This is a genomic window from Streptomyces sp. DSM 120436 (genome assembly GCF_055778765.1).
In genome coordinates, this window is the sequence record NZ_JBSKBS010000001.1 from 3,427,007 (window position 1) to 3,453,153 (window position 26,147).

The 26,147-nt window shown below is 71.1% G+C and carries 24 protein-coding genes; 10 read left to right on the forward strand and 14 right to left on the reverse strand.

Annotated features, from left to right (window positions below):
- Positions 1–71 precede the first annotated feature (71 nt).
- The 6 genes from ACWH4W_RS15335 to ACWH4W_RS15360 all read right to left on the reverse strand — a co-directional run bounded on the left by ACWH4W_RS15335 (position 72) and on the right by ACWH4W_RS15360 (position 6,105).
- Positions 72–3,647 (reverse strand): NACHT domain-containing protein, encoded by a 3,576-nt coding sequence (locus ACWH4W_RS15335; RefSeq protein WP_473076279.1) that lies wholly within the window; start codon positions 3,645–3,647, stop codon positions 72–74.
- A 60-nt stretch (positions 3,648–3,707) separates the two neighbouring features.
- Complete coding sequence (locus ACWH4W_RS15340; protein WP_473076280.1) at positions 3,708–4,127, reverse strand: hypothetical protein; 420 nt, start codon at positions 4,125–4,127, stop codon at positions 3,708–3,710.
- A 60-nt stretch (positions 4,128–4,187) separates the two neighbouring features.
- The gene (locus tag ACWH4W_RS15345; protein ID WP_473076281.1) at positions 4,188–4,667 is read right to left on the reverse strand and encodes an ATP-binding protein; all 480 of its coding nucleotides are present in this window, start codon (positions 4,665–4,667) and stop codon (positions 4,188–4,190) included.
- 163 nt (positions 4,668–4,830) lie between these two features.
- The gene (locus ACWH4W_RS15350; protein WP_473076282.1) at positions 4,831–5,202 is read right to left on the reverse strand and encodes an RpnC/YadD family protein; all 372 of its coding nucleotides are present in this window, start codon (positions 5,200–5,202) and stop codon (positions 4,831–4,833) included.
- A 126-nt stretch (positions 5,203–5,328) separates the two neighbouring features.
- Positions 5,329–5,796 (reverse strand): hypothetical protein, encoded by a 468-nt coding sequence (locus ACWH4W_RS15355; RefSeq protein WP_473076283.1) that lies wholly within the window; start codon positions 5,794–5,796, stop codon positions 5,329–5,331.
- Between the two features lie 84 nt (positions 5,797–5,880).
- Positions 5,881–6,105, reverse strand: a complete 225-nt coding sequence (locus ACWH4W_RS15360) for a DUF397 domain-containing protein (protein WP_106411957.1) — start codon at positions 6,103–6,105, stop codon at positions 5,881–5,883.
- Between the two features lie 321 nt (positions 6,106–6,426).
- On the opposite strand from ACWH4W_RS15360, the gene ACWH4W_RS15365 reads away from it, so the two are divergent.
- A complete protein-coding gene (locus ACWH4W_RS15365; RefSeq protein WP_473076284.1) occupies positions 6,427–7,314 on the forward strand; it encodes a helix-turn-helix domain-containing protein in 888 nt (295 codons plus the stop codon).
- Positions 7,311–7,502, forward strand: coding sequence for a DUF397 domain-containing protein (locus tag ACWH4W_RS15370; RefSeq protein ID WP_473076285.1), 192 nt, complete (start codon positions 7,311–7,313; stop codon positions 7,500–7,502). Before ACWH4W_RS15365 ends, ACWH4W_RS15370 begins: the two co-directional genes overlap by 4 nt.
- A 71-nt stretch (positions 7,503–7,573) precedes the next feature.
- On the opposite strand, the gene ACWH4W_RS15375 is transcribed toward ACWH4W_RS15370, so the two are convergent.
- Together ACWH4W_RS15375 and ACWH4W_RS15380 are read right to left on the reverse strand one after the other, a co-directional pair.
- Positions 7,574–8,839, reverse strand: coding sequence for a DUF6357 family protein (locus ACWH4W_RS15375; protein ID WP_473076286.1), 1,266 nt, complete (start codon positions 8,837–8,839; stop codon positions 7,574–7,576).
- A 106-nt stretch (positions 8,840–8,945) separates the two neighbouring features.
- Positions 8,946–9,599 carry a hypothetical protein gene (locus tag ACWH4W_RS15380; protein WP_473076287.1) on the reverse strand — a complete coding sequence of 218 codons (654 nt, stop codon included), beginning with the start codon at positions 9,597–9,599 and terminating at the stop codon, positions 8,946–8,948.
- Between the two features lie 431 nt (positions 9,600–10,030).
- Between ACWH4W_RS15380 and ACWH4W_RS15385 the strand changes: the two genes are divergently transcribed.
- Positions 10,031–11,206, forward strand: coding sequence for a poly(ethylene terephthalate) hydrolase family protein (locus ACWH4W_RS15385; protein ID WP_473076288.1), 1,176 nt, complete (start codon positions 10,031–10,033; stop codon positions 11,204–11,206).
- 13 nt (positions 11,207–11,219) lie between these two features.
- Here the strand turns inward: ACWH4W_RS15385 and ACWH4W_RS15390 are convergent, their stop codons facing one another.
- From ACWH4W_RS15390 to ACWH4W_RS15405, 4 genes are all read right to left on the reverse strand, one after another.
- A complete protein-coding gene (locus ACWH4W_RS15390; protein ID WP_473076289.1) occupies positions 11,220–11,828 on the reverse strand; it encodes a dihydrofolate reductase family protein in 609 nt (202 codons plus the stop codon).
- A 139-nt stretch (positions 11,829–11,967) separates the two neighbouring features.
- The gene (locus ACWH4W_RS15395; RefSeq protein WP_473076290.1) at positions 11,968–12,321 is read right to left on the reverse strand and encodes a DUF6281 family protein; all 354 of its coding nucleotides are present in this window, start codon (positions 12,319–12,321) and stop codon (positions 11,968–11,970) included.
- Positions 12,322–12,624: 303 nt separating this feature from the next.
- Entirely contained in the window at positions 12,625–14,196 is a 1,572-nt protein-coding gene (locus tag ACWH4W_RS15400) for a sodium:solute symporter family transporter (protein WP_473076291.1), read from the reverse strand.
- Complete coding sequence (locus tag ACWH4W_RS15405) at positions 14,193–14,483, reverse strand: hypothetical protein (RefSeq protein ID WP_473076292.1); 291 nt, start codon at positions 14,481–14,483, stop codon at positions 14,193–14,195. Before ACWH4W_RS15405 ends, ACWH4W_RS15400 begins: the two co-directional genes overlap by 4 nt.
- 385 nt (positions 14,484–14,868) lie before the next feature.
- Here ACWH4W_RS15405 and ACWH4W_RS15410 point away from each other — a divergent pair, with 385 nt between their 5' ends.
- The 7 genes from ACWH4W_RS15410 to ACWH4W_RS15440 all read left to right on the forward strand — a co-directional run bounded on the left by ACWH4W_RS15410 (position 14,869) and on the right by ACWH4W_RS15440 (position 24,087).
- The gene (locus ACWH4W_RS15410; RefSeq protein ID WP_473076293.1) at positions 14,869–15,741 is read left to right on the forward strand and encodes an SCO4651 family lipoprotein; all 873 of its coding nucleotides are present in this window, start codon (positions 14,869–14,871) and stop codon (positions 15,739–15,741) included.
- 170 nt (positions 15,742–15,911) lie between these two features.
- On the forward strand, positions 15,912–16,745 hold the full coding sequence (locus ACWH4W_RS15415; protein WP_473076294.1) for a helix-turn-helix domain-containing protein: 834 nt from the start codon (positions 15,912–15,914) through the stop codon (positions 16,743–16,745).
- Positions 16,746–17,081: 336 nt separating this feature from the next.
- The gene (locus ACWH4W_RS15420; protein WP_473076295.1) at positions 17,082–18,251 is read left to right on the forward strand and encodes a GmrSD restriction endonuclease domain-containing protein; all 1,170 of its coding nucleotides are present in this window, start codon (positions 17,082–17,084) and stop codon (positions 18,249–18,251) included.
- Positions 18,248–19,360 carry an AAA family ATPase gene (locus ACWH4W_RS15425; protein ID WP_473076296.1) on the forward strand — a complete coding sequence of 371 codons (1,113 nt, stop codon included), beginning with the start codon at positions 18,248–18,250 and terminating at the stop codon, positions 19,358–19,360. Before ACWH4W_RS15420 ends, ACWH4W_RS15425 begins: the two co-directional genes overlap by 4 nt.
- Positions 19,338–20,318 (forward strand): hypothetical protein, encoded by a 981-nt coding sequence (locus tag ACWH4W_RS15430; protein ID WP_473076297.1) that lies wholly within the window; start codon positions 19,338–19,340, stop codon positions 20,316–20,318. The genes ACWH4W_RS15425 and ACWH4W_RS15430 overlap by 23 nt, the downstream gene beginning before the upstream one ends.
- A 1,053-nt stretch (positions 20,319–21,371) precedes the next feature.
- Positions 21,372–23,336 (forward strand): family 20 glycosylhydrolase, encoded by a 1,965-nt coding sequence (locus ACWH4W_RS15435; protein WP_473076298.1) that lies wholly within the window; start codon positions 21,372–21,374, stop codon positions 23,334–23,336.
- Between the two features lie 190 nt (positions 23,337–23,526).
- On the forward strand, positions 23,527–24,087 hold the full coding sequence (locus ACWH4W_RS15440) for a hypothetical protein (RefSeq protein ID WP_473076299.1): 561 nt from the start codon (positions 23,527–23,529) through the stop codon (positions 24,085–24,087).
- A gap of 169 nt (positions 24,088–24,256) precedes the next feature.
- Here ACWH4W_RS15440 and ACWH4W_RS15445 read toward each other — a convergent pair whose 3' ends face one another.
- Positions 24,257–25,786, reverse strand: coding sequence for a helix-turn-helix domain-containing protein (locus tag ACWH4W_RS15445; protein ID WP_106411943.1), 1,530 nt, complete (start codon positions 25,784–25,786; stop codon positions 24,257–24,259).
- 76 nt (positions 25,787–25,862) lie between these two features.
- Positions 25,863–26,069 (reverse strand): DUF4236 domain-containing protein, encoded by a 207-nt coding sequence (locus tag ACWH4W_RS15450; RefSeq protein WP_473076300.1) that lies wholly within the window; start codon positions 26,067–26,069, stop codon positions 25,863–25,865.
- Positions 26,070–26,147: the final 78 nt, after the last annotated feature.

Here is a 26,147-nt window from a genome sequence, read left to right on the forward strand (position 1 = left end):
CCGGGCGCTCCCCGTGTTCGGCTCGCTTTTCGGATACAGGGTCGTCCACATCCCGTCCGGTCAGGACGGGATCAGTCGAATTGCATGATCTGGCCGGCCCCCGTCTGCGCGTACATGTCGTTGACGATCTTCTGCGCCAGGGCGCGGTGCTCGGACGGCACCTCGACGCGCACCCACAGCAGGTAGGCGTGCTGGGCGCTTCCGTCCTTGTACCGCCAGGCCCAGTGCTGCTTCATGGCCATGCGGTATCGGCCGTCACCGGCCGGGCCGGCCGCGTGGTACGTGGTGTCGTTGTGCTTCTTCCACGGGGTGGTGGCGTTGTCGGGGACGGCGCGCAGGAACGCGGCCGTCTCCTTGTCGCCGCAGTGCGCCCCGCACCACTCGCTCCGGATCTCCAGGCGCAGGTCGGGGAGCAGGCCGGCCTTGACGAGGTCCGGCACCGCCGTGCACGTGTACGCGTTCGGACCGTCGGTGACGCCGCTGTCGTACTGACAGTCCATGTGCTTGGGCGCGCGGAAGGTGAAGGGGACGGAGGACAGCTTCCAGAGGTACGAGCGCTCGTCGTCCCGCCAGGTCGCGCCGTCCACCGAACCGGTGGCCCGCCAGTTGTAGTGCGTGAAGCGGTTGTCCTTGGCGGGCACGGCCGACGGCGGGGTGACGGAGGTGAGCGGCCGGTCGACGGCCGGCAGGGTGGTGCCCCGGGACAGGGGCTCCGGGTCCCCCTCGCGGGGGCGCATCCCGGCGAGGCCGGCCCGGCGGAGCGCCTTCCGGACCAGGACCTGGGCGACCTCGGCCACGCGGTCGGACGAGGCGAACTCCTCGCTGTAGTCGAGCTGGATCAGGGCGTTGCCGACCCGCACGCCGACCCGGGCCGTCCCCGACCTCTCCCCGCGGCCGGAGGAGCCGGCCGAACCGGGCCACACGGACAGGTACGCCTCGTGGCCGAGGCCGCTGAGATCCCGGTGGAAGCCCCTGGCCGACACACCCTCCTCCCCGGCGTTCGGCGCGCCGGCACGGAGCTGTCCGTAGCGGAGATGGGCCACCTCGGTCCCGCTGGCGCTGAAGCCTTTGCCGGCGAGCAGGACCCGGCTGACGCCGATGACCACGTTGCGGCTGAACGGCGCCTGCTCTCCCGCCGAGCACGAAGCGCCGTCGTCGCCGCCCACCCGGGCCGGATCCCGCATCAGCCGGGCCACGTCCGCCGCGTCGAGAAGGGCGCAGGCGGCGGGCAGCGAGCGGACCGGCCACGGCACGCGCTCGCCGACCACCGCACCGGAGCCCACCACCAGTTGCCCGCCCGTGGCCGCGACGACGAGCACCCCGGCCACGGCCCGGCGCGCCCGCCCCGGCGCGGCCCGGGGCCGCGCGACCGCCTCGGCCGGCGCACCGCGGGCGAGACGGTTCCGCAGCTCGACGTGCCGGAACCGGTAGACGCCGCCGGCCTGCCGCAGCACCCCGCGGGCGTGCGCGTCCTCCAGGAAGGGGAGGAGACGCCAGGGAAGCCGGCCGGTGGCCCAGAAGTACAGGCGGGCCAGGATGAACCCGCCCCACGCGGACGAGCCGAAGGCGAACAACAGCCAGAAAACCGGCGTCGCCACGGCCATCAGCACCCAGTCGCGCACGGTGACGACGTCCCTGCCGCCTCCCGAGAACTGCCAGACGAGCAGCATCAAGGGCGGCAGGGGGAGCACGTACCGCACCGGTGTCGCCTCGTTGTCCAGGCGGAACGGGACGAACCAGCCCAGGGCGAGCACGCTGCGCCGGTCCGCCCGCAGCAGGGCGGCCGGGCTGCCGGCCACGGCCGGATCGGCGCTGCGCCACACGTACCTCAGGGCCCGGGGCCCGTACCGCCACACCACCGCGCCGGAGAGCGGGGAGAGGTAGAACAACCACTCCTCCCAGCGGACGATCGCCGCCACCGTGGCGGCGATCGTGAGGAGGGCCAGAGTCGCCCGGATCCGCTCCGGCCACGGCGCGAACGCGCCCCGGACGTCCTCGCGGACGGGCCGGTGCAGCCTGCGCGGAGGCTCCTGCCGCCCGGTGGTGCGAACGGTCACCTCCGCGACGAGCGCCAGCCCGCAGAGCAGCACGTACGCGCCGGGCACGGACAGCAGCGGCAGCCACTGCCGCCACCACGGCAGCCCGGGGGCGAGGACCGCGACCGACAGCGAGCCGACGACGAGCGCCGGCACCAGGACGAGCACGGAGACGAACCGGGGCAGGGTCCGGTCCAGACGCCACCACGCGAGGTCCTGTTCGTTCGCCGCCCGCATCCGGGCGGCGAGGAAACCGATCCAGGCGCGCGCCTGCTGGGGCGACCAGCCGCCGTGCGCCGCCCGGAGGTCGTGCGAGGAGCTGTAGACGGCGTCCAGGAACGCGTCGTACAGATGGCGCTCGATGTCGGCGCGGGACCTGAACGCATCCGGCTCCAGCAGTTCCGAGGGATCGGCGCCGCCGCGGGCGTACGCGACCCGGGCCAGCCCCACCATCAGCGGAACGGACAGCACCCGCCGCAGCCGCCGTACTTCGGGCGGCGCGGCGGAGGAGCCGCCGGCGATCCGCTCCAGGACCGGTGTCCAGCGGGTGGGTCCCTGACCGGGGCTGAGGTACGCCCGCACGGTCGCGTCGCCGAGCGGGCTCAGCCGGATCTCGGTGCGCTCGAAGTCCTGCTGGTCGGGCACGTGCCGGCGGTACTCGGGCTCGCGGCTGGCCAGCACGAAGGGCCGGCGGCCGTGCAGGGTCTCGCCGATCTGACGGAGGGCGGCGGCCCGCCGGTCCCCCGGGAGTTCGTCGAAACCGTCGAGCACCGGCAGGACCCGGCCGGTGAGGAGGAGGTCGAAGGCGACATCCGCCGGGGGCGCTCCGGGCATCGGGGTGCAGGCCTCCGGGTGCGCTTCGGCGAGCTGGTCCGCCATCCAGCGCAACAACCCCTGGTCCGGGTCCCAGGACGCCAGCGACACGACCACCGGCACCGGATCACCGGAGCCGGAGGCCCGGCGCCGCAGCAGGGCGTGGGCCAGACGCAGGACGATCACGGACTTGCCGGCGCCGGCGCCACCGAGGACGACCAGACGGCGGGTGGGGGTCGCGGTGTAGTAGTCGACGATGTCCTGCGGGACGAGGAGCGCCGACGGGGGCTCTCCCTCCGCACCGGCGCCCTCCCGTCCCGCTCCCTCCGCCCACGGCGTCAGGGTCGTCCAGGTCACCTCCAACGGGGAGGGGTCGCTGAGCCGCGTCAGGCGTTCGTCCTCCTCGTAGCGGACGGCCAGGCTCTCCGCGAGCGCCTCGGCGACCCGGTCGAGGGTGCGCCGGGTGCGCCAGGCGGCCCGGCGCCGGAGGGCCCACTTCCGGCGCGCCCGGGACCACACGGAGTGTCCGCCCGCACCCGCGAGGAGCAGCCAGCCGCCCACCACCGGCCCCGGGTCGATCCGCGCGGGAAGCGGGAGTTCGGGGCGGGCGAGGAGCAGGAACACCCCGAGCAGAGCGACGGCGTACGGCAGGACGGCCGCGCCGGGGCCACGACCGGGGCCGGGAGCGCCGGCCCCGCGCCCCGCGTGCAGGTCGCTCTCCCCGTGCAGGGTGACGTTCTCGACGACCTGGGCGAAGACGACGTTGTGCTGGGTGCCTCCGGAGATCTCCTGGTGCAAACCGTCACCGCCGGTCGTCCGGCTCCCCTCACCGCCCGCCACGCCCCCGCTTCCCCTCGGTCAGCCCAGGTTGATCGAACCGTGGACGTCGCGGGTGAAGACGACGTTGTGCTGGGTGCCCCCCGAGATCTCCTGGTGCTGGGCGCCTCCGCCGCCCGACGCGACGGGCAGCTGTTCCGCCTCCCGCCGCCACAGTGCGAGGGCCTCGGCGAACGCCGGGTCCTGGCGGGCGCGCAGGGCGAGGCCCTCGGCCAGCCGGGCGGCGCGCTCCTCGTCGGAGGCGTCCTGGTCCAGGGCCGTGACCAACTCGCCCACCGGCGGCTCGCCGTCGCCCGGCCCGGCGTCGCCCTGCCCCGGGCCGGGCTCCTGGGCGGGGGACCGCTGCACGAGGGAGCGCAGCCGCTCCCACAGGTTCTGCCCCGCGGCCCCGGCGGTTCCGCTCGCCAGGGCCATGAGAAGCTCCGCTGCCACGGGTTCCACGCGTCTCCCCTTTCCCACACCCTCAGGGAGTACGACCTTACGCCCCAACTGGGCCTTTTATCATGTCTGTTGTGCTGGCCGACAGGGGCGCGCCTCGACGTTTGACGCGGTGAGCACCGCCCGGACGGTCTTGCCGCTGGGCGGGTAGGGGACGCAGTCCCAGCGGTCGGCGAGGGCGGTGACGAGGATCAGACCGCGTCCGGTGGTGCTCAGCGGGTCGGGCGCGGCGTCCGCGGGACGGGGGAGTGGTCGGAGGTCCCCGCGGGCGTCGCTGACCTCGACGCGAAGACGGCCGGCGGCCGGGTCCAGGGCGAGCGTCAGCCGGAAGCAGCGCCCCGGCACGCGTCCGTGCAGCACGGCGTTGGCGGCCAGCTCCGCGACGACGAGTTCGGCACGCTCCGTGAGGTCCCGCGAGACGCCCCGGGAACGCAGCTCGGTCACCGCGAGGAGCCGCGCGAGACGGGCGCCGCGCCGTGTGGACGACAGGAGCTGGGTGAAAGTGCTGACGGGCGTGCCGACGTGGGGTGTTGCCTGGTTCATGGCGTCAGCCTGGCGGGAACGGACGGACGGAGGCGAGTGCCGCGCCCCGTACGCGGAGTGAGCGTACGGAGCCGGGGCGCGCGGTCGTCCGCGCACGCGGGCACGGTTGAACCGAACGGGCCGCACCCCGGGGTGGGACACGGCCCGTTGTGCGTCCTTGGCGTCAGGTTGCCGAGGGCCTGGGACCCGTCAGCCCTTGGCCGCGGCCTGCGGTGTGCTCCGGGCTCTGGGCGGGAGCGGGGACGCGGTCCGTGGAGGAGGGGGCGGCGAAGATCTCGTCGAGAGTGGCGGCGTCGATGGCGCGGTCGAACCAGAGATCCAGGAGAGGCACGTCCGCGCAGGTGGTGACGCGCTGTCGGACCTCTTCCGTCAGCGAGAAACCGCGGCGCCCCACCAGACGCAGCAACTGCTCGGCCTTCCCGGCCACGCGTCCTTCCTGACGTCCTTCCTTGAGTCCTTCTTCCTGTCCCGCGAGGCGGGCGTCACCCACGATGGTGCCTCGCCTGGGGGTGAAGAGAGGTTCCATGTCGGGCATGGCGTGAAATTATGCGCGAAGCAGGAACCTTCGGTGGATTATGGAGCGTGACCACCTCTTTGGGGGAGTCTCCTGAGGTTGACGCCGAGGCGTGCGGTCAGGGTGGAGGCGAGTGCCGGGTCTGCTTCACGCGCGCGGGCACGGCAGTCCGGGGGCCGCGCGGTTGGGGGAGCACGTCACCACGGCGAGGGAGAGGTACGAGGGACGTTCGAGGTAGCAGCCGTACGACACGTCCCCGCCCGCGTGCAGACGTTCGACGGCGGAGTCCACCAACCGGGCCAGACGCGCGGTGTCCCGGTCGTGCTCCGCGGCGAACCGCGGAGCGTACTCGGCCAGCCGCTCACCCAGCCAGGCCGCCGCCTCCTTCGCCTCCTCCCAGGTGCCCCGCACCAGCGAGCGCGGCTTGACGAGCCAGTACGCCGTCTCCAGGGGCGGGAGGTCCGACGTCCGGAACTCCGCGGCCACCAGGCGGTAACGCTCGATCAGTTCCGGCCTGCTCCCGGCCGGGGGCGGATCGGGGTGCGGGGGCCGCCGCAGCGCCTCGTCGTCGAAGCGCGCCTTCGGGCCGGTCCAGAGGTAGGCGTGGTGGTGCATGGGCTGTTCCCGCTTCGAGAAGCGCCGGCCGGACGCGGGCGGGCCCGGTCCGGCCGGCGGTGAGGAAGGGAGGGGTGAGAGAGATCAGGCGCCGAGGCCGAAGCGCGCCGGGTCGATACCGGCGGCGTCCAACTCCTCCGTGGTGAACCGCAACGGCTGCGCTTCCGGCCGCTTGCTGTCGCCCAGCGCCCAGGCGTCCTCGCCGATCCGCGCCAGCGTCACGCACCCCTCGGTGCAGGGGCCGCCGCACGCCTTCGTGAAGGAGGCTCCGCTGATGTCGAGCGCGTACAGGTTGGTTCCGTTCTGCATGACTGCACCTTCCAGCTCGTCCGACGCGGCCGGGTCCGGCCGCCGCCGCCCGTGGTGGGCGGCAGTGCACGGGAGGGGAGGCGGCCGCCCAGGTGTTTCCGCAGGTCAGTAACGGAAACGGACGGTTCCTCCCGGCTTTCCGTGACCTCAGGGTGGCGGTCGGACGGGGGCGGGGACGAGTCTGGCACTTCGTACGCTGAGTCAGCGTACGGACACGGAGGGTGGACGGTACGTCTGATGATCCGTCAGGCTGGAGGGGTGCGCGGGCGGCGTGAGGAGCCGCCCTGGAGCGCGGTCCGGAGGCGAGGAAAGGGGCGGCGGATGGACGTGGTCGAGGTCGAAGGGGAGGCGGCCGGGAGCTCCGGCGCGCGGACGGTCGCGGCGGGGGAGTGGGAGCGGGAGCCGCATCCGTCGGACAGCCTGCGGACGTTCGGCGCGTTCGTCCAGGCGCTGCGGGAACACGCCGGGCTCAGCCGGGCCGAGCTGGCCGCCCTCGTTCAGTACTCCAAACACACGGTCGAGTCGGTGGAGTTGGGACGCCGCATGCCGGACGAGGCGTTCGTGGAGCGCGCGGAGGAGGCGCTGGGCAACACGGGCGCGCTGCGGAGGGCCGCACGGCATCTGACGCGGGGGGAGGCGGGGCTGGCGGCGTGGTTCCGGAGGTGGGCTCGGCTGGAGCGGGAGGCGGTGAGCCTGTGTACGTACGAGTGTCGGCTGGTGCCGGGGTTGTTGCAGTCGGAGGCGTATGCGCGGGCGGTGTTCGACAACAGCATTCCGCTGCTGACCGACGAGCAGACGGAGGCGCAGGTCGCGGCCAGGATGAAGCGGCAGGCGATGATGCGGGATCGTCCGACCATGCCGTTTGGCTTCATCGTGGAGGAGTCGGTGTTCCGGCGCGGGCTGGGTGGGGCGCAGGTCCAGGCGAACATGCTGGACCACGTTCTTGAGCTGACCGCGCCGCGCAACGTGACGCTTCAAGTGGTGCCGGTGGAGTTGGAGTTCCACGGGTGCCTGGACGGGCCTATGCGAATTCTGGAAACCCCGGAGGGACGGCGGCTCGGGTACTCCGAGGGGCAGCAGAACGGACGGCTGATCTCCGACGCGAAAGAGATGAGTCTGCTCTGTCGGCGCTATGACACACTGCGCTCGCAGGCCCTCAATCCCAGAGAATCTCGGGACCTGCTGGAGCGACTGCGAGGAGAGCTATGAGCAGCGGTACGTCGGAACTCGCCTGGGTCAAGTCCAGCTACAGCGGCACCCAGGGAGACGACTGTGTGGAGATCGCGACCACCGAACAGGCCGTCCACGTAAGGGACTCCAAGGACGTGACCCGCCCCGCCTTCGCCGTCGGCCGCGAAGGCTGGGGCCAGTTCGTACGGTTCGCGTCGGAGCACTGAGCGACTTGAGGGCGTGCCGTCCGCTGAAGTGACGGACGGCACGCCCTTTCAACCTCCGTACCGAAGCACCGCTACCGGGCGTCGCGCCCCCTCCGGCGTGCGCGCTCGAACTCGGCGACATCCGATGTCCAGGGACCGTACGGTTCGAGTGCGGCGCATCCGCCGCGGACGAAAGCGTTCACCAGGGTCCGGTACGCGCCGAGTCCGTCGACCAGGCTGTATTCGACCCGGAACTCCGGATCCGCCCCGTCCTTCCCCTCGCGCACCGTCGTGATCCGGGCGATGGAGTCCGCGTAGAAGTGGAGCTGGATCCCCTCGCCCCTCTCCTCGTCCTCGATGGCGAACACCTGGTTGTCCGCAGCGGAGCGATCGCCGACGAACTGCCAGAACTCCGCGGAGGCGCCGCGAGGGCCGTCCTTCAGCCACTTCGTCCCGGCCCCTTTCTCGTCGGCGAACGACAGGGCCGTCTTCCTCGCGCTTCCACCGGGACCGGCGTGGTCGTCGGCAGCCTCCGCGTCGTCCTCCTCGGGTGCGTTCCTGGAGCGGTTCGCGGTCTCCGAGCACATCAGGAAGCTCACCGTACGCACCGCGTCGTCGGCGAGCCCGGGGTAGGCACGGCGGACGGCCGCGTCGACCGTCGTCGCCACCCGGTCCCAGGCCTGTTTGTCCGTGGCGCGTTTTCCCCGTCGCGGGTCGACGCCGATCCGCATCCCGGCACACGCCTGCTCCGCGGTGGCGATCACCTTCATCACCTCCGGCAGCAGCGCGGTGTCGACGGCGTCGGGCATCCGTCGGGGAATCGTCGCGCCGTGCGTGTACTGGCCCGTGTACCGCAGAATCGCGGCGTCGAGCGGGCCGAGGACCACTCCGCGCTCGGCGCGACGGCGGTCCGCGTGATGCTCCTGGGCACGTTCTTCGTTCGCTGTCCCGGTCGCCGAGCGCATCGCCGCGCAGACCTGTCCGCGGTCGAGCAGATCGATGTCGGCCCCATGGGCGACGAGCCGGCTCCTGTCCCACCGGATGTGCCGGAAGAGCGCATCGACGTCCGCGGGGGAGGAGAGGAGAACCGGGTCCAGCAGCGCGACGGCGGCGTTCTCGTCGAGCCGGCCCGTGGTCCCGGCGGCGTCGCACAGCGGAAGGACCGCGCTCCACAGCAGCAGGTGTCTGGGCAGGTCCTCCCGGATCACCGCGAGGTGGGCCTCCCCGATGGGGAACGTGAACGTGCGGGGCTGGTGGTTGGCGTCGGCCCCGGCGCCGAGCATCAGCTTCAGTTCGCCGTCCTCGCTGATCACGCTCGGGATCCAGCCGCTACTGCGGGTGAACACGATGTCTCTCACGGGCTCAGGCCTTTCCGGAGCGGCACCGACCGGACGTGGCCGCGCGGGAGCACCGCGAGCACGGCGGGTACCACGGAGAGGTCACGGCCCGCCCCGCACCACCCGTTCACGCCCACTGTGCGCATGCGGCGTCCAGGCGTGCGTCGGTGCGTACCCAGACTTCGCCGTCGGGGGCCCCGGCCGGGGGGTCGACCCGTTCGAGGCCGAGGAACTCGATCAGTTTGAGGAGCTCCGCTCGTTCGGCCTGGTCCTCGTCGAGACCGTGCGAGTCGAAGAAGACGTGGTAACGGTCGCTCGGGTCCACGATCCCCGAGTCTCCCCAGATCCGGGCGACTTCGTCGATCGCTGCTGCCTCCGTCGTGAACATGGCGGCACGGGCGGCGCCGCGCGTCTCCGGTGATGCGTCGAGGTCAGCGAGGTCGGAGAACCACTGGCCGAAGTGGTCGAGGCCGGCGTACCCGTTCTCGAGGAACAGCATGGCGCTCGGAAGGCAGCGATCGCCCCGGTCGACCTTGAGGTACTGCGATCGAGGTCGGTCCGTGTCCTCGAACCGGGCGATCACACCCCGGCCGGGCATGAGCACCAGCCGCTGCCCCGCCGGCTCGTCACCTAGGGTGTAGGCGTCGGAGTTCCGCTCCCGGAAGAACGCGGAGAACGCCGCGTAGGCTTCCTGGGGGTCGTGCACGAGGACCTGTCGGTCGTTGCCGTCACCGGCGGAGAAGACGAACCGCTTGGGTCCGGGGACGTACGGGCGGGCCATGGCTGTCCTTCGTTCATGGGGTGACTCCACCAGCACCTTAAGGTCCTGTCCGGCGGGTCACGTGACGTTCTGACCGACTGCTCGTCGGCGCTGCGAAGGCTGGGGCCAGGCCGTGCGGGTCACGTCGGAACGCTGAGCGACTTGAGGGCGTGCCGCTGAGAGTCTCTCGCTTTCCGCCGGGCCGGTGATTTCACCGGTGCCCCCCGCCCGGCCGCTCGCTTGACTCGGTACGAGCCGGTCCTGCGACGACCGCAGGGATCGACCGGGACCGACCGGGACCGGGAGCGGCTGTGGCGCGCACGCCCGGCACGGTGTGCCGATGTGGTCGACCGGCGTGACCAGAAGGGATATCGCACATGTCTCGTACCAGTGGGCGCCTGCGCTTATGCGGCGCCGCGGCCGTCGGCGTTCTGCTCCTGGGAGCCGCGGGCGTGACGACAGCCCCCGCCTCCGCCGCCACGCCCGTCTACAGCGAGGACTTCTCCGACGGGCTCGGCACTTTCACCGCTTCCGGTTCCGTCCGGACCGGAACGTACGGGGCCCGCCTCAGCGGGTCACTGACCTCGGACCCGTCCATCGTGTCCGCACCCGTCGACCTGACCGGATACGACGACCTGACCCTGTCCTACACCCGGGCGGCGTCGGGGCTGGACCTCGGTGAGACCTTCACCGTGGCCTACTCGGTCGACGGCGGCCCGTTCACCACGCTGGAATCGGCGCGCACCGCCGCGGGCGCGGTGTCGTTCCCCCTGCCGGACTCCGTCGAGAGCGGTGACCTGCGGCTGAGGTTCTCGCTGGACGCGAACAGCCCCCTGGAGACCCTGACCGTCGACGACGTGCTGATCGAGGCCGAAGACGGCGGGGGACCGACCGACCCGCCGACCGGGTCACTGCCCCCGGTGGACGACGTCACCGAGCCCGGTCCGTACGCGGTGACCGTCGACGAGTCCGCCGGTCCCGACGACGACGGCTGGCTGGTGTACCCGGCCGACGCCGGCCGGGACGGCGTGGACCATCCGGTCTTCGTCTGGGGCCCGGGCGCGGGATCCGACCCCGCCGACTACGAGGACATGCTGCGCCTGTGGGCCTCGCACGGCTTCGTCGTCTACAGCGAGGTCTCCTCCAGCAACGGCGCCTACATGGTCGACGCCCTCGACTGGCTGGAGGACCGGAACGCCAGCCCAGCCAGCCCGCTGTACGGAGACCTCGACCTTTCCGAGGTCGCTTTCGGCGGCCACTCCCGCGGGTCCCTCGGCACGTTCGACGTGGCCGACGAGCCGCGGCTGGAGACCACCGTCCACGTGGCCGGCGGCTCGTTCGACGGCAACGGCCCCGACAGCCTCCGCAACCCGGCCCTCTACATCGGCGGTGACGAGGACTTCGCCACCGCGAACATGGAACGCGACTACGCGGGCACCGACGTGCCGGTGTGGTTCACCATCCTCGACGACACCGACCACGTCCTCGCCACCCGCAACGGCCGGCACGTCATCACCGCCTGGCTCCGGTGGCATCTGGCCGACGAGGAGTTCCGCCGCACCCAGGACTTCCTGAGCCCCGGATGCACCTTCTGCGGCCTCGGCGACGTCCGGTACAAGAACTGGTGACACCACGCCCCTCTCACTCCCCGAGCGCGGCGACCGCCTCCTCGTACCCGCCCGTCGGCGGCGCCGCGTCCGGCCCGTACACCAGGTGCAGCACCCCCGTGCCGAACGCCTCCGACGTCAGCAGCCGCAGCGGAACCGACGGCTCGCCCTCGTCGAACAGGCGCATGCCCTTGCGGACGGCGATGGGGTGGACGAGGAGGTGCAGTTCGTCGAGGAGGCCCGCGGCGAGCAGTTGCCGGACGATCGAGACGGAGCCGCTCAGCGCGATGTCCCCGCCCGGCTCGTTCTTCAGCGCGGCGGCGACCTCGGCGACGTCACCCCGCGCCTGCTCGCTGTTGCGCCACTGGAAGTCGAGCGGGCTGCGGGAGAACACGATCTTCCGCATGTCGCCGAGCTGCTGGGCGAAGCCCGCGTCCTCGGCGCCCGCCGCCTCCCGCTCCGGCCAGGCACCGGCGAAGCCGTCGTACGTCACGCGGCCGAAGAGCATGGTGTCCGCGGTGCGCAGACCGGCGTCGACGGCCGCGCCCATCTCGTCGTTGAAGTACGGGAAGTGCCACTGGTCGGGAGCCTCGACGACGCCGTCGAGCGAGATGAACAGGCTGGCGGTGATCTTCCGGGACATGGGGTCCTCCTCGGGTGTCGGTCCGTGTACCGGTTACGACCGTGCCGCCCGCCGGAAGTCATCGGTGGGCGGCACGCGGCGAAGACGTCCGAACGGTGCTGATCAGGAACGGTTCGGGCAGACGGCGTCGCGGCCGGGGTCAGGGCCTGTCGATCAGTTTCCGTATCCCCGGAGGGAGCTCGTCGCCCGAGCAGGCGGCCACGAAGGTGACGTCGTCGGGGCTGTCCCCGACGGCGACGGCCATGCCGGGTGAGACGCCGTCCACCGCGTAGGCGGTCGTCGTCCCGCCGGATCCCTCGGCCTGGTCCTGGTCTCCCGTGTCCTGGCACGGCGGGACGGTGGCGGATCCGAGCTTCTCCCCCACCGTGAACTCCACGTTCGCGAGGTCCCGGTACGTGCGGTCCTGGCAGACGACTCGGTAGGCGCAGGATTCCGCCTGCTCGCCCCCGTCACTGCTGCTCTCCGACGTGCAGGCCGCAGCCAGCGTCGTCATGGCTGCCACGAGGGACACTCGCGTGGTTCGCCCCGGCCGGCTCATCGTGTTCCTCCTGGTAGGTGCTGCGGAGGGCCTGGACCTCTCGCCCGGCCCCCTCCCTCGCCGAGGGTCCCGCCGATCGTCTTGCAGGTGGACGAGTTCGCGCACATGGTGAGGTTCGACGATCCCGGGCCCACGTGCCCCGGGCTGAAAACGTGTCCGGTCTCATGAGTACCGACGGAGCGGATGTCGTGTTCGTTCGAGCAGTTGCCGGCCGGCTTGCTCATGAAGTCGTATTACGACCGTGCCGCCCGCCGGACATCACCGGTGGGCGGCGCGCGGCGAAGACGTCCGCACGGTGTCGTCGCCCGCCGGGCGCCGCCGGCGGTCCGTGACGCTGCCCAGCCAGCCCAGCAGGAACCCGGCCGGGATCGTCACCAGGCCCGGGATCGTCACGTCCCAGAGCCGGAAGTCGTGCCCCGGCATGATCGACTCGGGCGTGCCGGACGCGTACGGCGACAGCGCGAGCGCCGCGACGGTCACCGCCGTGGCCCCCCACAGGCACCACAGCGCGCCGCGGGCGGTGAATCCGGGCCAGTACAGGGCGTACAGCAGGACCGGTGCGAGGGCGGCGCCGCAGAGGGCGAGCCAGAGCGTGGAGACGACGACCAGGTTCCAGTCGGCGCAGACGACGGCCACGGCCGCGGCGGCCAGCCCGGTCAGCGCGGCCGCCCACCGCGACGCGGTGCCGTCCACCCGTTCCTCCCGCCGCCGGCCGGAGGCGGCCAGCACGTCACGGCCCAGGGTGATGCCGGCGGCGAGGGTGACGTCCACGACGGCGGCCAGCGCGGTGAGGAAGAGGACGCAGGCGAGGGCCGCGACGAGGATGCCGCCGCCGTCCAGCGCGCGCCCGAGCAGCAGCGGCGTGAACACCTGCGCCGACGGACCGGCCTCCCGCAGCACCCCGCCGGCCAGCGCCGCGGCGCCGAGACCGACGACGGCGAGAGCCCCGTAGAGCACCACGAGCTCGCCGAGCATCCAGCGGCCGGCCGTCCGCGCCCCGCGCGGGCTCTTCGTCGCGATGGCCCGCATCAGCACGGCGGGCATGGCCAGCGTGGCCATCGTCATGCCGAAGGTCTGCCCGACCCGGTTCACCGCCCCGACCCATCCGTCACCGGTGTAGCCGCCCGGGCGCAGGAACGCCTCGCCCGTCCCCGAACCGAGCGCGGCCGCGTCGAGCAGCCGCCCGAGGTCCCCGCCGAAGCGGTACACGACCAGTGCCGCGGCGACCAGCAGCACGGGCAGCGCGATCACCGACTTGGCGATCATCACCACCCCCGTGCCCCGGATGCCGCCGCTGACGGCCAGCGCGGTCATCACACACCCGATGACGACGATGCAGCCGGTACGGGTGCCGGGCTGCCCGAGCAGGGCGGCGGCCACGTTCCCGACCACCACCAACTGCACCACGAGCAGCGGGAAACAGACGAGCAGCGTCACCACGCCCCACGCCACCCGCACCGCGGACCCGCCGCTGCCGCGCGCGTCCAGCAGGTCCGGCGTGGTCAGCGTGGCGTGCGCGCGGAGCGGTTCGATGACGAGCACGAGGAAGAGGAGGACGCCGACCAGACTGCCCAGCATGACGCCGAGTCCGTCGAACCCGGTCGTGGCGACCATGCCCACCAGCACGGTGACGGTCGCCACGGTGGTGGTGTCGCCGCCCATCGCGATGCCCTGCTGCCAGGACCGCAGCCGCCGGCTGTCGGACCGGACGAGGGCGCGGTCGTCCTCGTCGGCCCCCGTGATCACGCACAGCATCAGGCAGATGACGACGAACACCGAGAACACGGCGAAGACGAGGGAGCGTGAGGAGGAGTCGAGCAACGTGCTCATGACCACCTCCGGTCGTCCCCGCCGTCGGCGACCCGGTCGACCCGCCGCCCGTGCGCGACGACCCCGTGCAGGCCGACGCCGAGCGGCACCAGGGCCAGCACGGCCCCGAGCGTCACGCCCCCGAGGACGCCGGTGCCGTACGGGCCGGGCAGGAACGCACCGCCCGCCACGTACAGCAGCCACACCCCCGCGATCCGGAGCCCGACCCGCAGCCCCGCCCCCAGCCGCGCCTCCTCCACCGGCACCGGCGGCTCCTGCCGCCACGGCTCCGCTCCGTAAGGCTCCAAGACAACTCCGCTCACACAGGTCGACACGGGTGGCCGGGGAGTCAACCAGAGGCAGAAGGGGCGTAGGGGGAGGACTGTTCCCGTGCCCAATCAGGGGCGCTCGGGACGGTGACGGGGCACTGCCGGACGGGTGTCGGTCCAGGATCTGGCGATGCCCCGTCGGCTCGTCCGGCGCCATGGCGCCGGGTGAGCCGTCACGGGCCCTTCCGTGTTCGCCGGGCCCGGGGGAAACCTTCCCGCGCTCGGCCTGATGACTCGTCCGGATTCGCCGCTCATCCATAACTTGCTTTCCCAATAGGTGTGTTGACGTCCCGTCGGGACACCCGGCTCAGTGAGCCGGCGTGGTGTGACAGGGGCCGGCACCCGTTGAGGAGAGGGGACTCACATGCGATTCAGGAGGTCGAGGACCAGCGCGGTCGTGGTTGCCGCGGTGACGGGGAGCGTGGTCCTGTCGGGCTGCGGTGGCGGCAGCGACGCGGAGGCCGGAGGGGACGGCAAGTCGCCGAACGCGAGCAGGAGCGCCGGCGCCCAGGAGCAGGGCACGGCGGAGGTGCGAGCGGCCTACGACAAGACGGCCGAGGCCGAGTCGGCGCGGATGACGATCAGGACGCAGCTCTCGGCGGAGGGCAGGACGGTCACCGCCCAGGGCAAGGGCGTCATCGCTCTCGACGAGGGCGACAGCGTCATGACCGTCACCGCGCAGGACAAGCGCATCGAGCAACGCGTGGTCGACCAGGTCCTCTACCAGAAGGCCCCCGGCCAGGAGGCGCCGGGCGGCAAGCCCTGGATCAAGATCGACCTGGAGAAGGCCGCCGCACAGCAGAACCTGGGCAACCAGCAGATCGGCGACCCGGCCCAGACCGCCGCCTACGCCAAGGCGATCACCGACAAGGACGTCACCAAGGTCGGCACCGAGGAGATCGACGGGACCGACACCACGCACTACAAGGTCTCCGTGGACGTGTCCAAGCTGCCGGGCGGTGCGCAGATGAGCAAGCAGCTCGGCCCGACGCTGCCGATGCAGGTCTGGCTCGACGACGAGGGCCGACTGCGCCGCCAGCAGATCGACATGACCGTCAAGGCCCCGGCCTCCGCCTCGGCCCAGCAGGGCAGCAGCGCGACGGCCCAGCAGCTCAAGATGAAGACGGTGCTGGAGTTCTCGGACTTCGGCACCGAGGTCGACGCCGAGGCCCCGCCGGCCGGCCAGGTGGCCGACATGACCGACGAGGCCCTTCAGGGCGCCCAGCGGCAGAGCTGACCCGACAGGGCCGGCCGGTGCCGGCTGTCTGCCGCGCCCGGACGGCGGGACCCGGAGCCGCCGAGGGGGCGAGGACAGCCGGCGCCGGGGCTTGTGGCGGGGGAGTCCCCGCAGGCCCCTGAGGGGCGGGACCGCGCTCACCGGTGGTGGCAACCGGTGAGCGCGGTCCCGTGACGGCCGACGATCAGGTGAGGCCCGGAGCCGGGGCGGGCGCGGTCGACGGGCGAGGGCCCCACGGGGACTCCCTTGGCAACCCGAACAGGGGATCCGCCCACGGCGCGGTCGTCCAGGCCCAGCAGGCCGGCGCGGCGCGGTCCGGATACCGGGTCTACGACGCTGCCGCGGTCGTGCGGCTGATCCGGATCCGCACCCTGGCGGACGCCGGTGTGCCGCTGGCCCGGGTGCAGGAACTCCTCGACGCCGGCCCGGAGGAGTTCGCCGACGGTGTCCAGGCGATCGACAGGCATCTGCGCGCCGAGATCCGGCGGCTGCACGACACCCGCAAACGGCTCTCCCGGCTCGCCGCCGGAGAGCACCTGGCGCTCCCGCGGAGCGTCGTGGACTACCTCGACCGGCTACGCGGTCTCGGCGTCCGGGAGCGGTACATCGAGATGGAGCGGGACGCCTGGATCATGATCGCCGCGCAGGTGCCGCACCAGATCGACGCCGTGATCGCCAAGAAGCACGAGGAGCTGGACCACCCCGACATGGTGAGGCTCTACAGCCTCCTCAGCGAGGCACGCGACTGGTCGCCCGAGGACCCGCGGGTCGTCGAGGTCGCCGACGTCATGGAGCGCCTGATGCTTCGCGCCGTGGAGGCCGGCGAGACGGGTGACGACAGCTGGGACGACCAGTTCGTCGCCCTGCCGGACTCGACCGCGGTCGAGTTCTCGCCGGGTGCCGCGCGACTGCTGGCGATCCTGGAGGAGCGGGGCTGGGGGGGCTGGACCCGCATCGAGCGAGTGCCCGCCGGCGGACTCGCCACCGGGCTGCCGCCCTCTTGAAAGCAGGCCGTCCGGCCGCGCACTGAAGTGCTCCGGGGCTGGCAAAGGCTCCGATGTGCCCTGAACCGCGGCTCTGTTCACACGTCAGAACCCGTCCTCGTGAACAGAGCCGACTCTCCTTGCCGCCGAGGCCGGACGCGATCGACGCGAGAGCGGCGCCGGAGCGGGCCGCCGCGCCGGTCGCCGGGCCGGCCCGTCCCAGGACCACGGGGAGGCCCCCGTCACGCGGCTGCCCGGATGCGGGAGGCGAGCTGAGGGAAGGCGTCTTCCCCCACGGCGCGTACGGCGGGCCTGATGCCCACGTGTCCGAGGGAGTCGCCCGGATACGATCCCCTCATGACGACCTCGGACACCCCCCAGCCACCGAAGATCACGGAGGAGCACTTCCTCGACACGGGCACCGGAGTCGAGGCGGAGACCGAGGCCGAGGACGCGCCACCGGAGATCGACAGGCCGTGGAACCCGGAGCAGATCCGGGTCAACACCAAGCAGTTCTCGCTGCGCAACGCCCTGGACATGATCGAGGACGGATCGCTGGAGCTGGCCCCGGACTTCCAGCGCGGCCGGGTGTGGAAACCCAGGCAGAAGTCCCGGCTCATCGAGTCCGTGCTCCTGCAGATCCCGCTTCCCGCCTTCTACTTCGCCGAGGACACCGACGGGCTCATGCGCGTGGTCGACGGCCTCCAGCGCCTGTCGACCATCCACGACTTCGTGCGCGGGGGAGAGGAGCGGGGATTTGCGCTCAAGGGACTCGAGTACCTGCAGAGCGCGGTGGAGGGAAAGCGTTTTGAAAACCTCCCCGCTCCGTGGAAGCGGCGCATCTACAACACCCAGATCGTCACCAACGTCATCGACCCGACGACTCCGCCGGACGTCATGTACGACATCTTCAAGCGCATCAACACGGGCGGTACACCCCTGAACGCGCAGGAGATCCGGCACTGCATGAGCAAGGAACGCAGTCGGACCGTCCTGCGGGAGATGACCTCCACGGCGGAGTTCAACGCGGCGACCAACAACATGGGCGGCCACATCCGGATGAACGACCGGGAGATGGCCCTGCGTTTCGCCGCTTTCTGGTTGATGGGTACGGAAGGCTACGCGAAGTACGCCGCGATGGACCCCTTCCTCCAGCGCACCACCACCCTGCTGGACACCGCGAAGGAGGTGACCGACACCGATGTCGCGAACCTCGTGGCGGCCTTCCGCAAAGCCATGCTGAACGCCCGTCTGGTCTTCGGCGACCAGGCCTTCCGCAAGTGGCCGCTCGATTCGTCCGGCCGGAACCCGATCAACCGGGCGCTCTTCGAGGCCTGGTCGATCACCCTGACCATGTACGAGGCCGAAGACCTCGAACGGCGCCGCGAGGCGATCGTGGATGCCGCGCGTGTCCTGATGACGAACGACTACCGTTACCTGGAGGCCATCACCTCCTCCACGGGCGACGTCCGCCGGGTGATGCTCCGGTTCGACGTCACCGCCCAGGTCGCGGAGGCCGGCAGGTGATCACCTCCCTGCGGGTCCGGTACTTCAAACGCTTCGCCGACGCCTCCTTCGCCCTGCGCCCCCTCACCGTGCTCACCGGACTCAACGGAACGGGAAAGAGCACCACGGTCCAGAGCCTGCTGCTGGCCCGCCAGCTCGCGGACGCGCCGGCCGGTCGAGTGATCCAGCTCAACGGCCCCTACGGACTCGCCCTGGGCGAAGCACACGAGGTGCTGCACCCGGACGCCCCCGACTCCACCATCGAGATCGAGATCGCCGGCGACGGCGCCGAGGCACCCGGCGTGCACCGCTTCACCGTCCCGGACGAGCAGGCCCTCTACCTGAGGGTGGCCGAGAACAGCGGGCCCCCGCCCGCGGAACTGTGCGGCAGGGGCAGCGCGTTCACCTATCTGTGCGCCGAGCGCCTCGGCCCCCGCGACCAGCTGGACGTCTCCGCGGAGCATCCCGACCTCCTCGGGGTCGGCGTGCAGGGGGAGTACACCGCGCAGGTACTGGCCCTGCACGAGACCCGGGTGGTGAGTGAGCCCCTGCTGCACCCGACGACCCGGAGCACCCACAACGTCACCACCCTGCGCACGCAGGTGGAGACCTGGGCCTCCGACATCATCCGCCCCATCAAGATCACCGCACAGTGGCCGCCCGGCATCACGGCGAGCACCATCCGCTTCCAGGAACCGGGCCTGCTGAGCGAGCCGATCCGCCCGGCCAACATGGGCTTCGGATTCTCCTACGCCCTGCCCGTGATCGTCGCCGGCCTTCTCACCGGCCCGGGAGATCTGCTGATCGTCGAGAACCCGGAGGCGCACCTCCATCCCGGCGGCCAGTCCAAGCTGGGCCGCTTCCTGGCCCGGGTCGCCGGGGCCGGCGCCCAGGTGATCGTGGAGACGCACAGCGACCACGTCCTCAACGGGGCGCGACTGGCCGTGGCGGAGGAACAGATCCTGCGGCCCGAGGACGTGATCGTGCACTACTTCGGTGAGGAGGAAGCCGGTTCCGCGCCCATCGCGTTCACCGCGAGGGGTGAACTGACCGAGTGGCCGCGAGGCTTCTTCGACCAGATCGAACAGGACTTGGGGAGGCTGGCACGTGCCAGGCGCAGGGGACGGTGAGCCCTACCGGATCGTCGTGGACGAGTCGTCCTTCGACTTCCGGGGACTGACGGAGGAGCGGTTGACGGACCTGCTGGACGACTTCAGCGACACCCTGGAGGAGTTATCCGATCAGCACTCGGTCGCCGTCTCACCGTGGTGGGTGGAGACGGAATGCGCGGACGACCGGAAGCTCTACGACGTCCTGTACGAGGGGGAGACACCGCGCGCCGGACGTGACGCGCGACTGAGAACGGTCCGTCTCATGGACCGCTGCCCCACCTGGGACACGGACCTCCCCGGCCTGCCCGACCGGGTCGAAGTGGCGGGCGCCGCCGCCCACGACCTCGCCTGGTCCCTCTGCTACGCCTGGTGGCGGACGCGGCGGAGGCAGCACGTCGCCTGCCTGGTCTTCCCCGTCCGGGACCGCCGTGGCTGGCTCCCGGTCTCAGCGAGCGACGGGACGACGGACGAGCCGGTGACCGAGGAGGTCTTCCACCTCGTCGAGGCGCCCGCGCTGTCCGAGTTCTGGCGCTCCCTCTTCGAGCGGGAGGACATAGCGGAGCAGGACTTCTTCGACCACGCCCGCCAGAGCTTCCCGGAACTGGTCTTCGCCGACTCCCTCTCCTTCCGCAAGTTCGACGGCTCCTACGCGGAGATGCGCGACTGGGTCGTGCGGCTCCTGGGCGTGGTGCACGACCACTTCGCCGAAGCCCTGGCCCTGCACTCGGGGCAGCCGCACCAGGTCCAGGCCGAACTGGGCCGGTTCGGCCTGGACCTGTCCCCCGAGAGCCCCAGCACCCGCTCCAAGCCGGGAATCATGAAACAGCGCGACGTCGGCCACGAGGGTGAGACCTACCGCTGCGAGTGGCACGGCAAGAAGGAACGGCACCGCAACCGCGTCCACTTCAGTCTCCCCGAACCCCGCCTCGGCGGCCGCGTCCTCATCGGCATCTTCGCGGACCATCTGGACACCTGAGGCGGGCACGGGGAAGCGTGCTCCCGTACGGCGCGTACCCGCGTACCCGCGCCCCGGAGCCTCGTAAAGCACCGTTCGTCACCGCGTCGCATCTGGTCGACGAGGTGTGACGCCCGCCACCGCGGTGGACGTGACTTGTGGACTCCACGGCATCGCGCCGTCTGCGGGGCAGCGGGCACCGGCGGGATGCGTTCTGCCCCGTGTCGGGCGGGATCTGAACGACCGGTGCACGGGTGCCTCCGGTGACACGGGCGCGAAAGGTCTTTCCGGTCATGTCGACCACGTGAAGCGGTGTCACGAGCGGGGCGCGGTAGGGCGAGAGGGCTGGCCGTCATGGTGGTCGTCACGTTGGCCGGAGTGAATCTGGTGGACGCAGAGGTCTAGACCCCATACGTCTTACCTCCTACTGTCGACACCCGTAACACCCTTGAGAGCAGGCTAGTTGGTGGTCCAGACCAAGCGTGGAGATCTCATGGGAAGACGCACGGACGTCATCGCAACGCCAGATCCATGCTTCGCACTCACAAGCATCATGACGGTCGAAGCACTGTCGGCCGTCGCCGGACGTGGCCCCCACCCGTCACCGTCGTCCGCTCGCGAGGAAGCGGTGCTCAGCACCGAAAGGCGATGCGCGGGAAGGTCTGGAGCCGTCGAGGCCGGACGACGACCGGTACGCCGCCGCGGTCACCCCGTGCGGGGCAGCGACCCGAGCCGGGGATTCGTCGGTCCGCGCGGGGGACCGTCCCCGCGGGCCCGGGGAGCACGCCGAAGATGAAGTGTTCCGGGCGGAGACGGCGGGACCACGGTCAGCGGCGCTCGATCGGTGGTGCCGGCGCGGAAAGCGAGCCGGAATCACCCTTCAGCCGCCGTCAACACGTCCGGGCCACTCAGATCGGCGTCTGCTCTGCGCCAGCGGTTCTGGGAATCCCCCCGTCCTCCGTCCTCGAATCCCTGATGACACGCAGAGCCTGACGGCCCCTTTGGTGCTGCAAACCGGCGTCACATCCCGATCTCCTCTCCCCCTTCTCCTAGAGAACGCTACGGGAGCATTCCATGAAGCAATGGCAATTGGCGCGCAGATCATTCCTCGGCGGCCTCGTACTCGCTCCTCTTCTCGCCTCCACCGGCACGGCGACGGCAGCCGCCGAGGCGGACACGGCCCCACCCGGAGTGGTTCCCGCGCTGCAGCGGTGGACCGGGGGGACGGGCGGTCTCACCCTCACCTCGGCAAGCCGGGTCGTCGTCCCCGCGGGCGCCCCGGCCGCCCTGCGGAACCTGGCGGCCCAGGTCGTCGAAGACATGGCCGAGCTGACCTCGCTCCGGCTCACCACGGCGACGGGAGCGGCGAGGCGCGGTGACATAGCCCTGCGCATCGACTCCTCGGCCGACTTCGGTCCGGTGAAGAGCGAGCTGCGGACCGAGGCGTACCGCCTCACCGTGAGCACGACTTCCGTGGAGATCGTCGGCGGCGGCCAGCGGGGCGCCTACTACGGCACCCGTACCCTCCTGCAGGCCCTGCTGGGCTCGGCCGACCGCAGGAGCGTTCCCGTCGGCACCGCGGTCGACCATCCGAACTACGCCGTCCGCGGTTTCATGCTCGATGTCGGGCGACGGTACTTCACGCCCGAGTTCATCAGGTCGTACCTGCGCTGGATGGGCTGGCTGAAGCTCAACACCCTGCAACTGCACCTCAACGACAACGAGATCACCCCACCGAACGGTGACTGGTCGCAGGCCATCTCCGCGTTCCGCCTCAAGAGCACCAACCCGGCCTTCGCGGGACTGGGCGCCGACCAGGGATACACCCGGCAGGACTGGGACTCCTTCGAGGACGTGGCCGCCGCCAACGGCGTGACGATCATCCCCGAGATCGACGCCCCCGCCCACGCGCGCGCCTTCATCGAGTTCAAGCCCGAGATCGGCCTGAACGGCGGGAACTCGGACCATCTGGACCTCAGCAATCCGGCCGCCACCGAGTTCATGAAGAGCCTGTACACCGAGTTCGCTCCGTGGTTCCGCGGACCGACCGTGCACATCGGCGTCGACGAGTACCCGCGAGAACTGAACGCGCAGTACAAGACGTACGTCAACACCATCGCCCCCCACGTGCGCTCCCTGGGCAAGACGGTCAACGCCTGGGGGAGCTTCACCGTCATGTCCGGCGGAGGGGCGGGCTACGACAAGAACATGGTCCTCAACTGCTGGAACCACGGCTGGTACTCGCCCAAGGCGGCCATAGCCGACGCCTACAGAGTCATCAACTCCAACGACGGCCTGCTCTACGTGGTCCCGTTCGCGGATTACTACCACGGACAGGGCCTGGACGGGCAGTACATCTTCACCAGCTGGGAACCGCACGTGTTCGGCGGGAACCAGGACCTCACGCCGCAGGACCCCATGCTCCTCGGCGCCATGCCGGCCGTGTGGAACGACCTCGTCCGCGCCAGTTACACCGAACTCCAGGTCCATGGACTGGTGGAGAAGAGCTTCGCCGCGCTCGCGCAGAAGATGTGGTCCGGCACCCGCGCCGGCACCGACTACAGCAGCTTCCTGAACCGGGTCGGCACCGTCGGCCAGGGCCCCGGAACCGCGTACCTGCCCGACACCCTCGTGAGGCCGAAGCCGACGCCCGGAGACCTCGCCTTCGGACGCGCGGTGTCGGCGTCCTCGTCGGAGGTCCCGTCCCTGGGGCCGTCGAACGCGGTGGACGGCAATCCGGCCACGCGCTGGGCCAGCGCCTACACCGACGACGAGTGGCTGAGCGTCGACCTCGGCAGCCGGCAGTCGTTCTCGCGGGTGAACCTCGACTGGGAGACCGCTCACGGCAGGGACTACGACATCCGGGTGTCCGACGACGGGAGCACCTGGCGGACGGTGGCGCAGCGGCGGGGCCTGGCGCAAAAGGGCGTCGACACGCTCACCTTCGCCGCGGTCACGGCCCGCCACGTCCAGATGAAGGGAATCACCCGGGCCACCGGCTACGGCTACTCCCTCCACTCCTTCGAGGTGCTGAAGTGAGGGCGGGCCCCTGACCGGCCACGGTCGCGCCTGGCGACCCGCCTGCGCTCGGCAGCCCCGGCCCACCGCTAGCGCCGCCGTCTCTTTCGCCGTCCCGCGCGGCCGACCACGTGGTACGGTCGCCAACCGTACCCATCAGGCATCGCACGGTGTACCCAGCTGCCCTGCCAGGTCAGCCACAGGAGTTGACTTGACCTCTCGTAAGGGAACCAGCCTGCATGCCGTCCTCCTCCTGATGGCCGTGTCAACGGGAGCACTCACCGGATGCCAGGTCACGGCTGACGCCGTCTTCACCCCGGACTGCGAGGGCACCGAGAACCGGGTCGACGAGCTGAAGTCCCACGGCATCCTCGAATCCCGGCCGCGAGGGACGGTCGAACCCCGCGGCTTCGAGGGCCTCGATGCCGGCTGCTGGGAAGACAGTGGCGAAGCGCAGCTCTACGCGGAGCACACGTACGTCTTCCCCGGCGACAAAGCCGACGTGACACGGTACTACCGGGCCGCGGCGGAGCGCGAAGGCTGGAGGCCCTCTCCGGCCACCCGGCGATCGTCAAAGGCGGATCAGCCCACGAACCTGTGCTTCACCCGCGGCGAAGCGGACAACGCCGCGATGCTGGACGTCTACTTCTTGACCCAAGAGATCCTCGACGCGGAAGAGAGCGAGGCCGGACCCGAGTTCAACACCGGAGCCGGTTACCGAGTGTCCGTCACCTCCTCGGCCGACGGGTCCGCGGCCAGATGTCCGGATTGAGACAGGTAGGTCCGCCGGGGAGGGTTCGGCACGCGTGGGACGGTCGTGCCAGGCTGTCCCACCGACGTGTGCCCGCACTGTTCAAAAGTCCCAGAGGTGCCGCCGCACCCCTTTTGCTCCGCGTTCACGCAGCTCAGAAGGGGCGTGACGGCGCCTTTTCCGAAGCCTTTCAGATGTCCCGGAAGATCTCGATCTGCGCCCCGATCGAGTTCAGCCGTTCCGCCAGGTCCTCGTACCCCCGGTTGATGACGTACACGTTGCGCAGCACCGACGTGCCCTCCGCCGCCATCATGGCGAGCAGGACGACGACGGCCGGGCGCAGCGCCGGCGGGCACATCATCTCGGCGGCGCGCCAGCGGGTCGGGCCCTCGACCAGGACGCGGTGCGGGTCGAGGAGCTGGAGCCGGCCGCCGAGGCGGTTGAGGTCGGTCAGGTAGATCGCGCGGTTGTCGTAGACCCAGTCGTGGATGAGGGTCTGGCCCTGCGCCACCGCCGCGATCGCCGCGAAGAACGGCACGTTGTCGATGTTCAGGCCCGGGAACGGCATCGGGTGGATCTTGTCGATCGGCGCCTCCAGCTTGGAGGGACGGACCGTCAGGTCCACCAGCCGCGTCCGGCCGTTGTCCGCGAAGTACTCCGGCGTGCGGTCGTGGTCGAGGCCCATCTCCTCCAGGACCGCCAGCTCGATCTCCAGGAACTCGATCGGCACCCGGCGGACCGTCAGCTCCGACTCCGTCACCACCGCGGCGGCCACCAGGCTCATCGCCTCGACCGGGTCCTCGGAGGGGGAGTAGTCCACGTCCACGTCGATGGTGGGCACACCGTGCACGGTGAGCGTCGTCGTGCCGATGCCGTCGACCTTGACGCCCAGCGCCTCCAGGAAGAAGCACAGGTCCTGCACCATGTAGTTGGAGGACGCGTTACGGATGACGGTCGTGCCGTCGTGCCGCGCGGCGGCCAGCAGCGCGTTCTCGGTGACCGTGTCCCCGCGCTCGGTCAGCACGATCGGGCGGTCGGGGGCGACGGTCCGGTCGACCACCGCGTGGTACTGGCCCTCCGTCGCGGCGATGTCCAGGCCGAAGCGGCGCAGCGCGATCATGTGCGGTTCCACGGTGCGCGTGCCGAGGTCGCAGCCGCCGGCGTACGGCAGCATGAAGCGGTCCAGGCGGTGCAGCAGCGGGCCGAGGAACATGATGATGGAGCGGGTGCGGCGGGCCGCGTCCGCGTCGATCGCCGCCAGGTCCAGCTCGGCCGGCGGCACGATCTCCAGGTCGACGCCGTCGTTGATCCAGCGGGTGCGCACGCCGATGGAGTGCAGCACCTCCAGGAGGCGGTACACCTCCTCGATGCGGGCCACGCGGCGCAGCACCGTGCGCCCGCTGTTGAGCAGCGAGGCGCACAGCAGTGCCACGCACGCGTTCTTGCTCGTCTTGACGTCGATGGCGCCGGAGAGCCGGCGGCCGCCCACCACCCGCAGGTGCATCGGGCCGGCGTAGCCCAGGGAGACGATCTCACTGTCCAGTGCCTCGCCGATACGGGCGATCATCTCAAGGCTGATGTTCTGGTTGCCGCGCTCGATCCGGTTGACGGCGCTCTGGCTGGTGCCGAGCGCCTCGGCGAGCTGGGCCTGTGTCCAGCCGCGGTGCTGCCTGGCGTCACGGATGAGCTTGCCGATGCGTACGAGGTAGTCGTCTGCCATGAGGTTGAGGCTATCTCAGATATGAGATGGCACCTCTTGGGGGGGTCCGTTCGGGTGATGGTCGGGTGATGTGATGTCAGTATCCCCTGCTCCGGCGGCTGTGGGTGGTGCGCCGCCATCCGAAAGGTCCGGGCAGATCCATCGATGTCGTACGACGTCCGGTGCTGCTGCGGGTGTGCCGGGGGCCGTTCCTGCCGCCGGTGGTGATGGACCACGACCGCTTGTTGATGTTCAGCCGCACCCCCGGAAGGATCCGGAAACTCTTGCGGAACGTGAGGGGCATCCTCGCCTCCCTGATCGGTCCTGCCGTGACTGACTGCGTCTCAGTCGGATACCCCGGTCCCCGGCGGTGATGGCACCC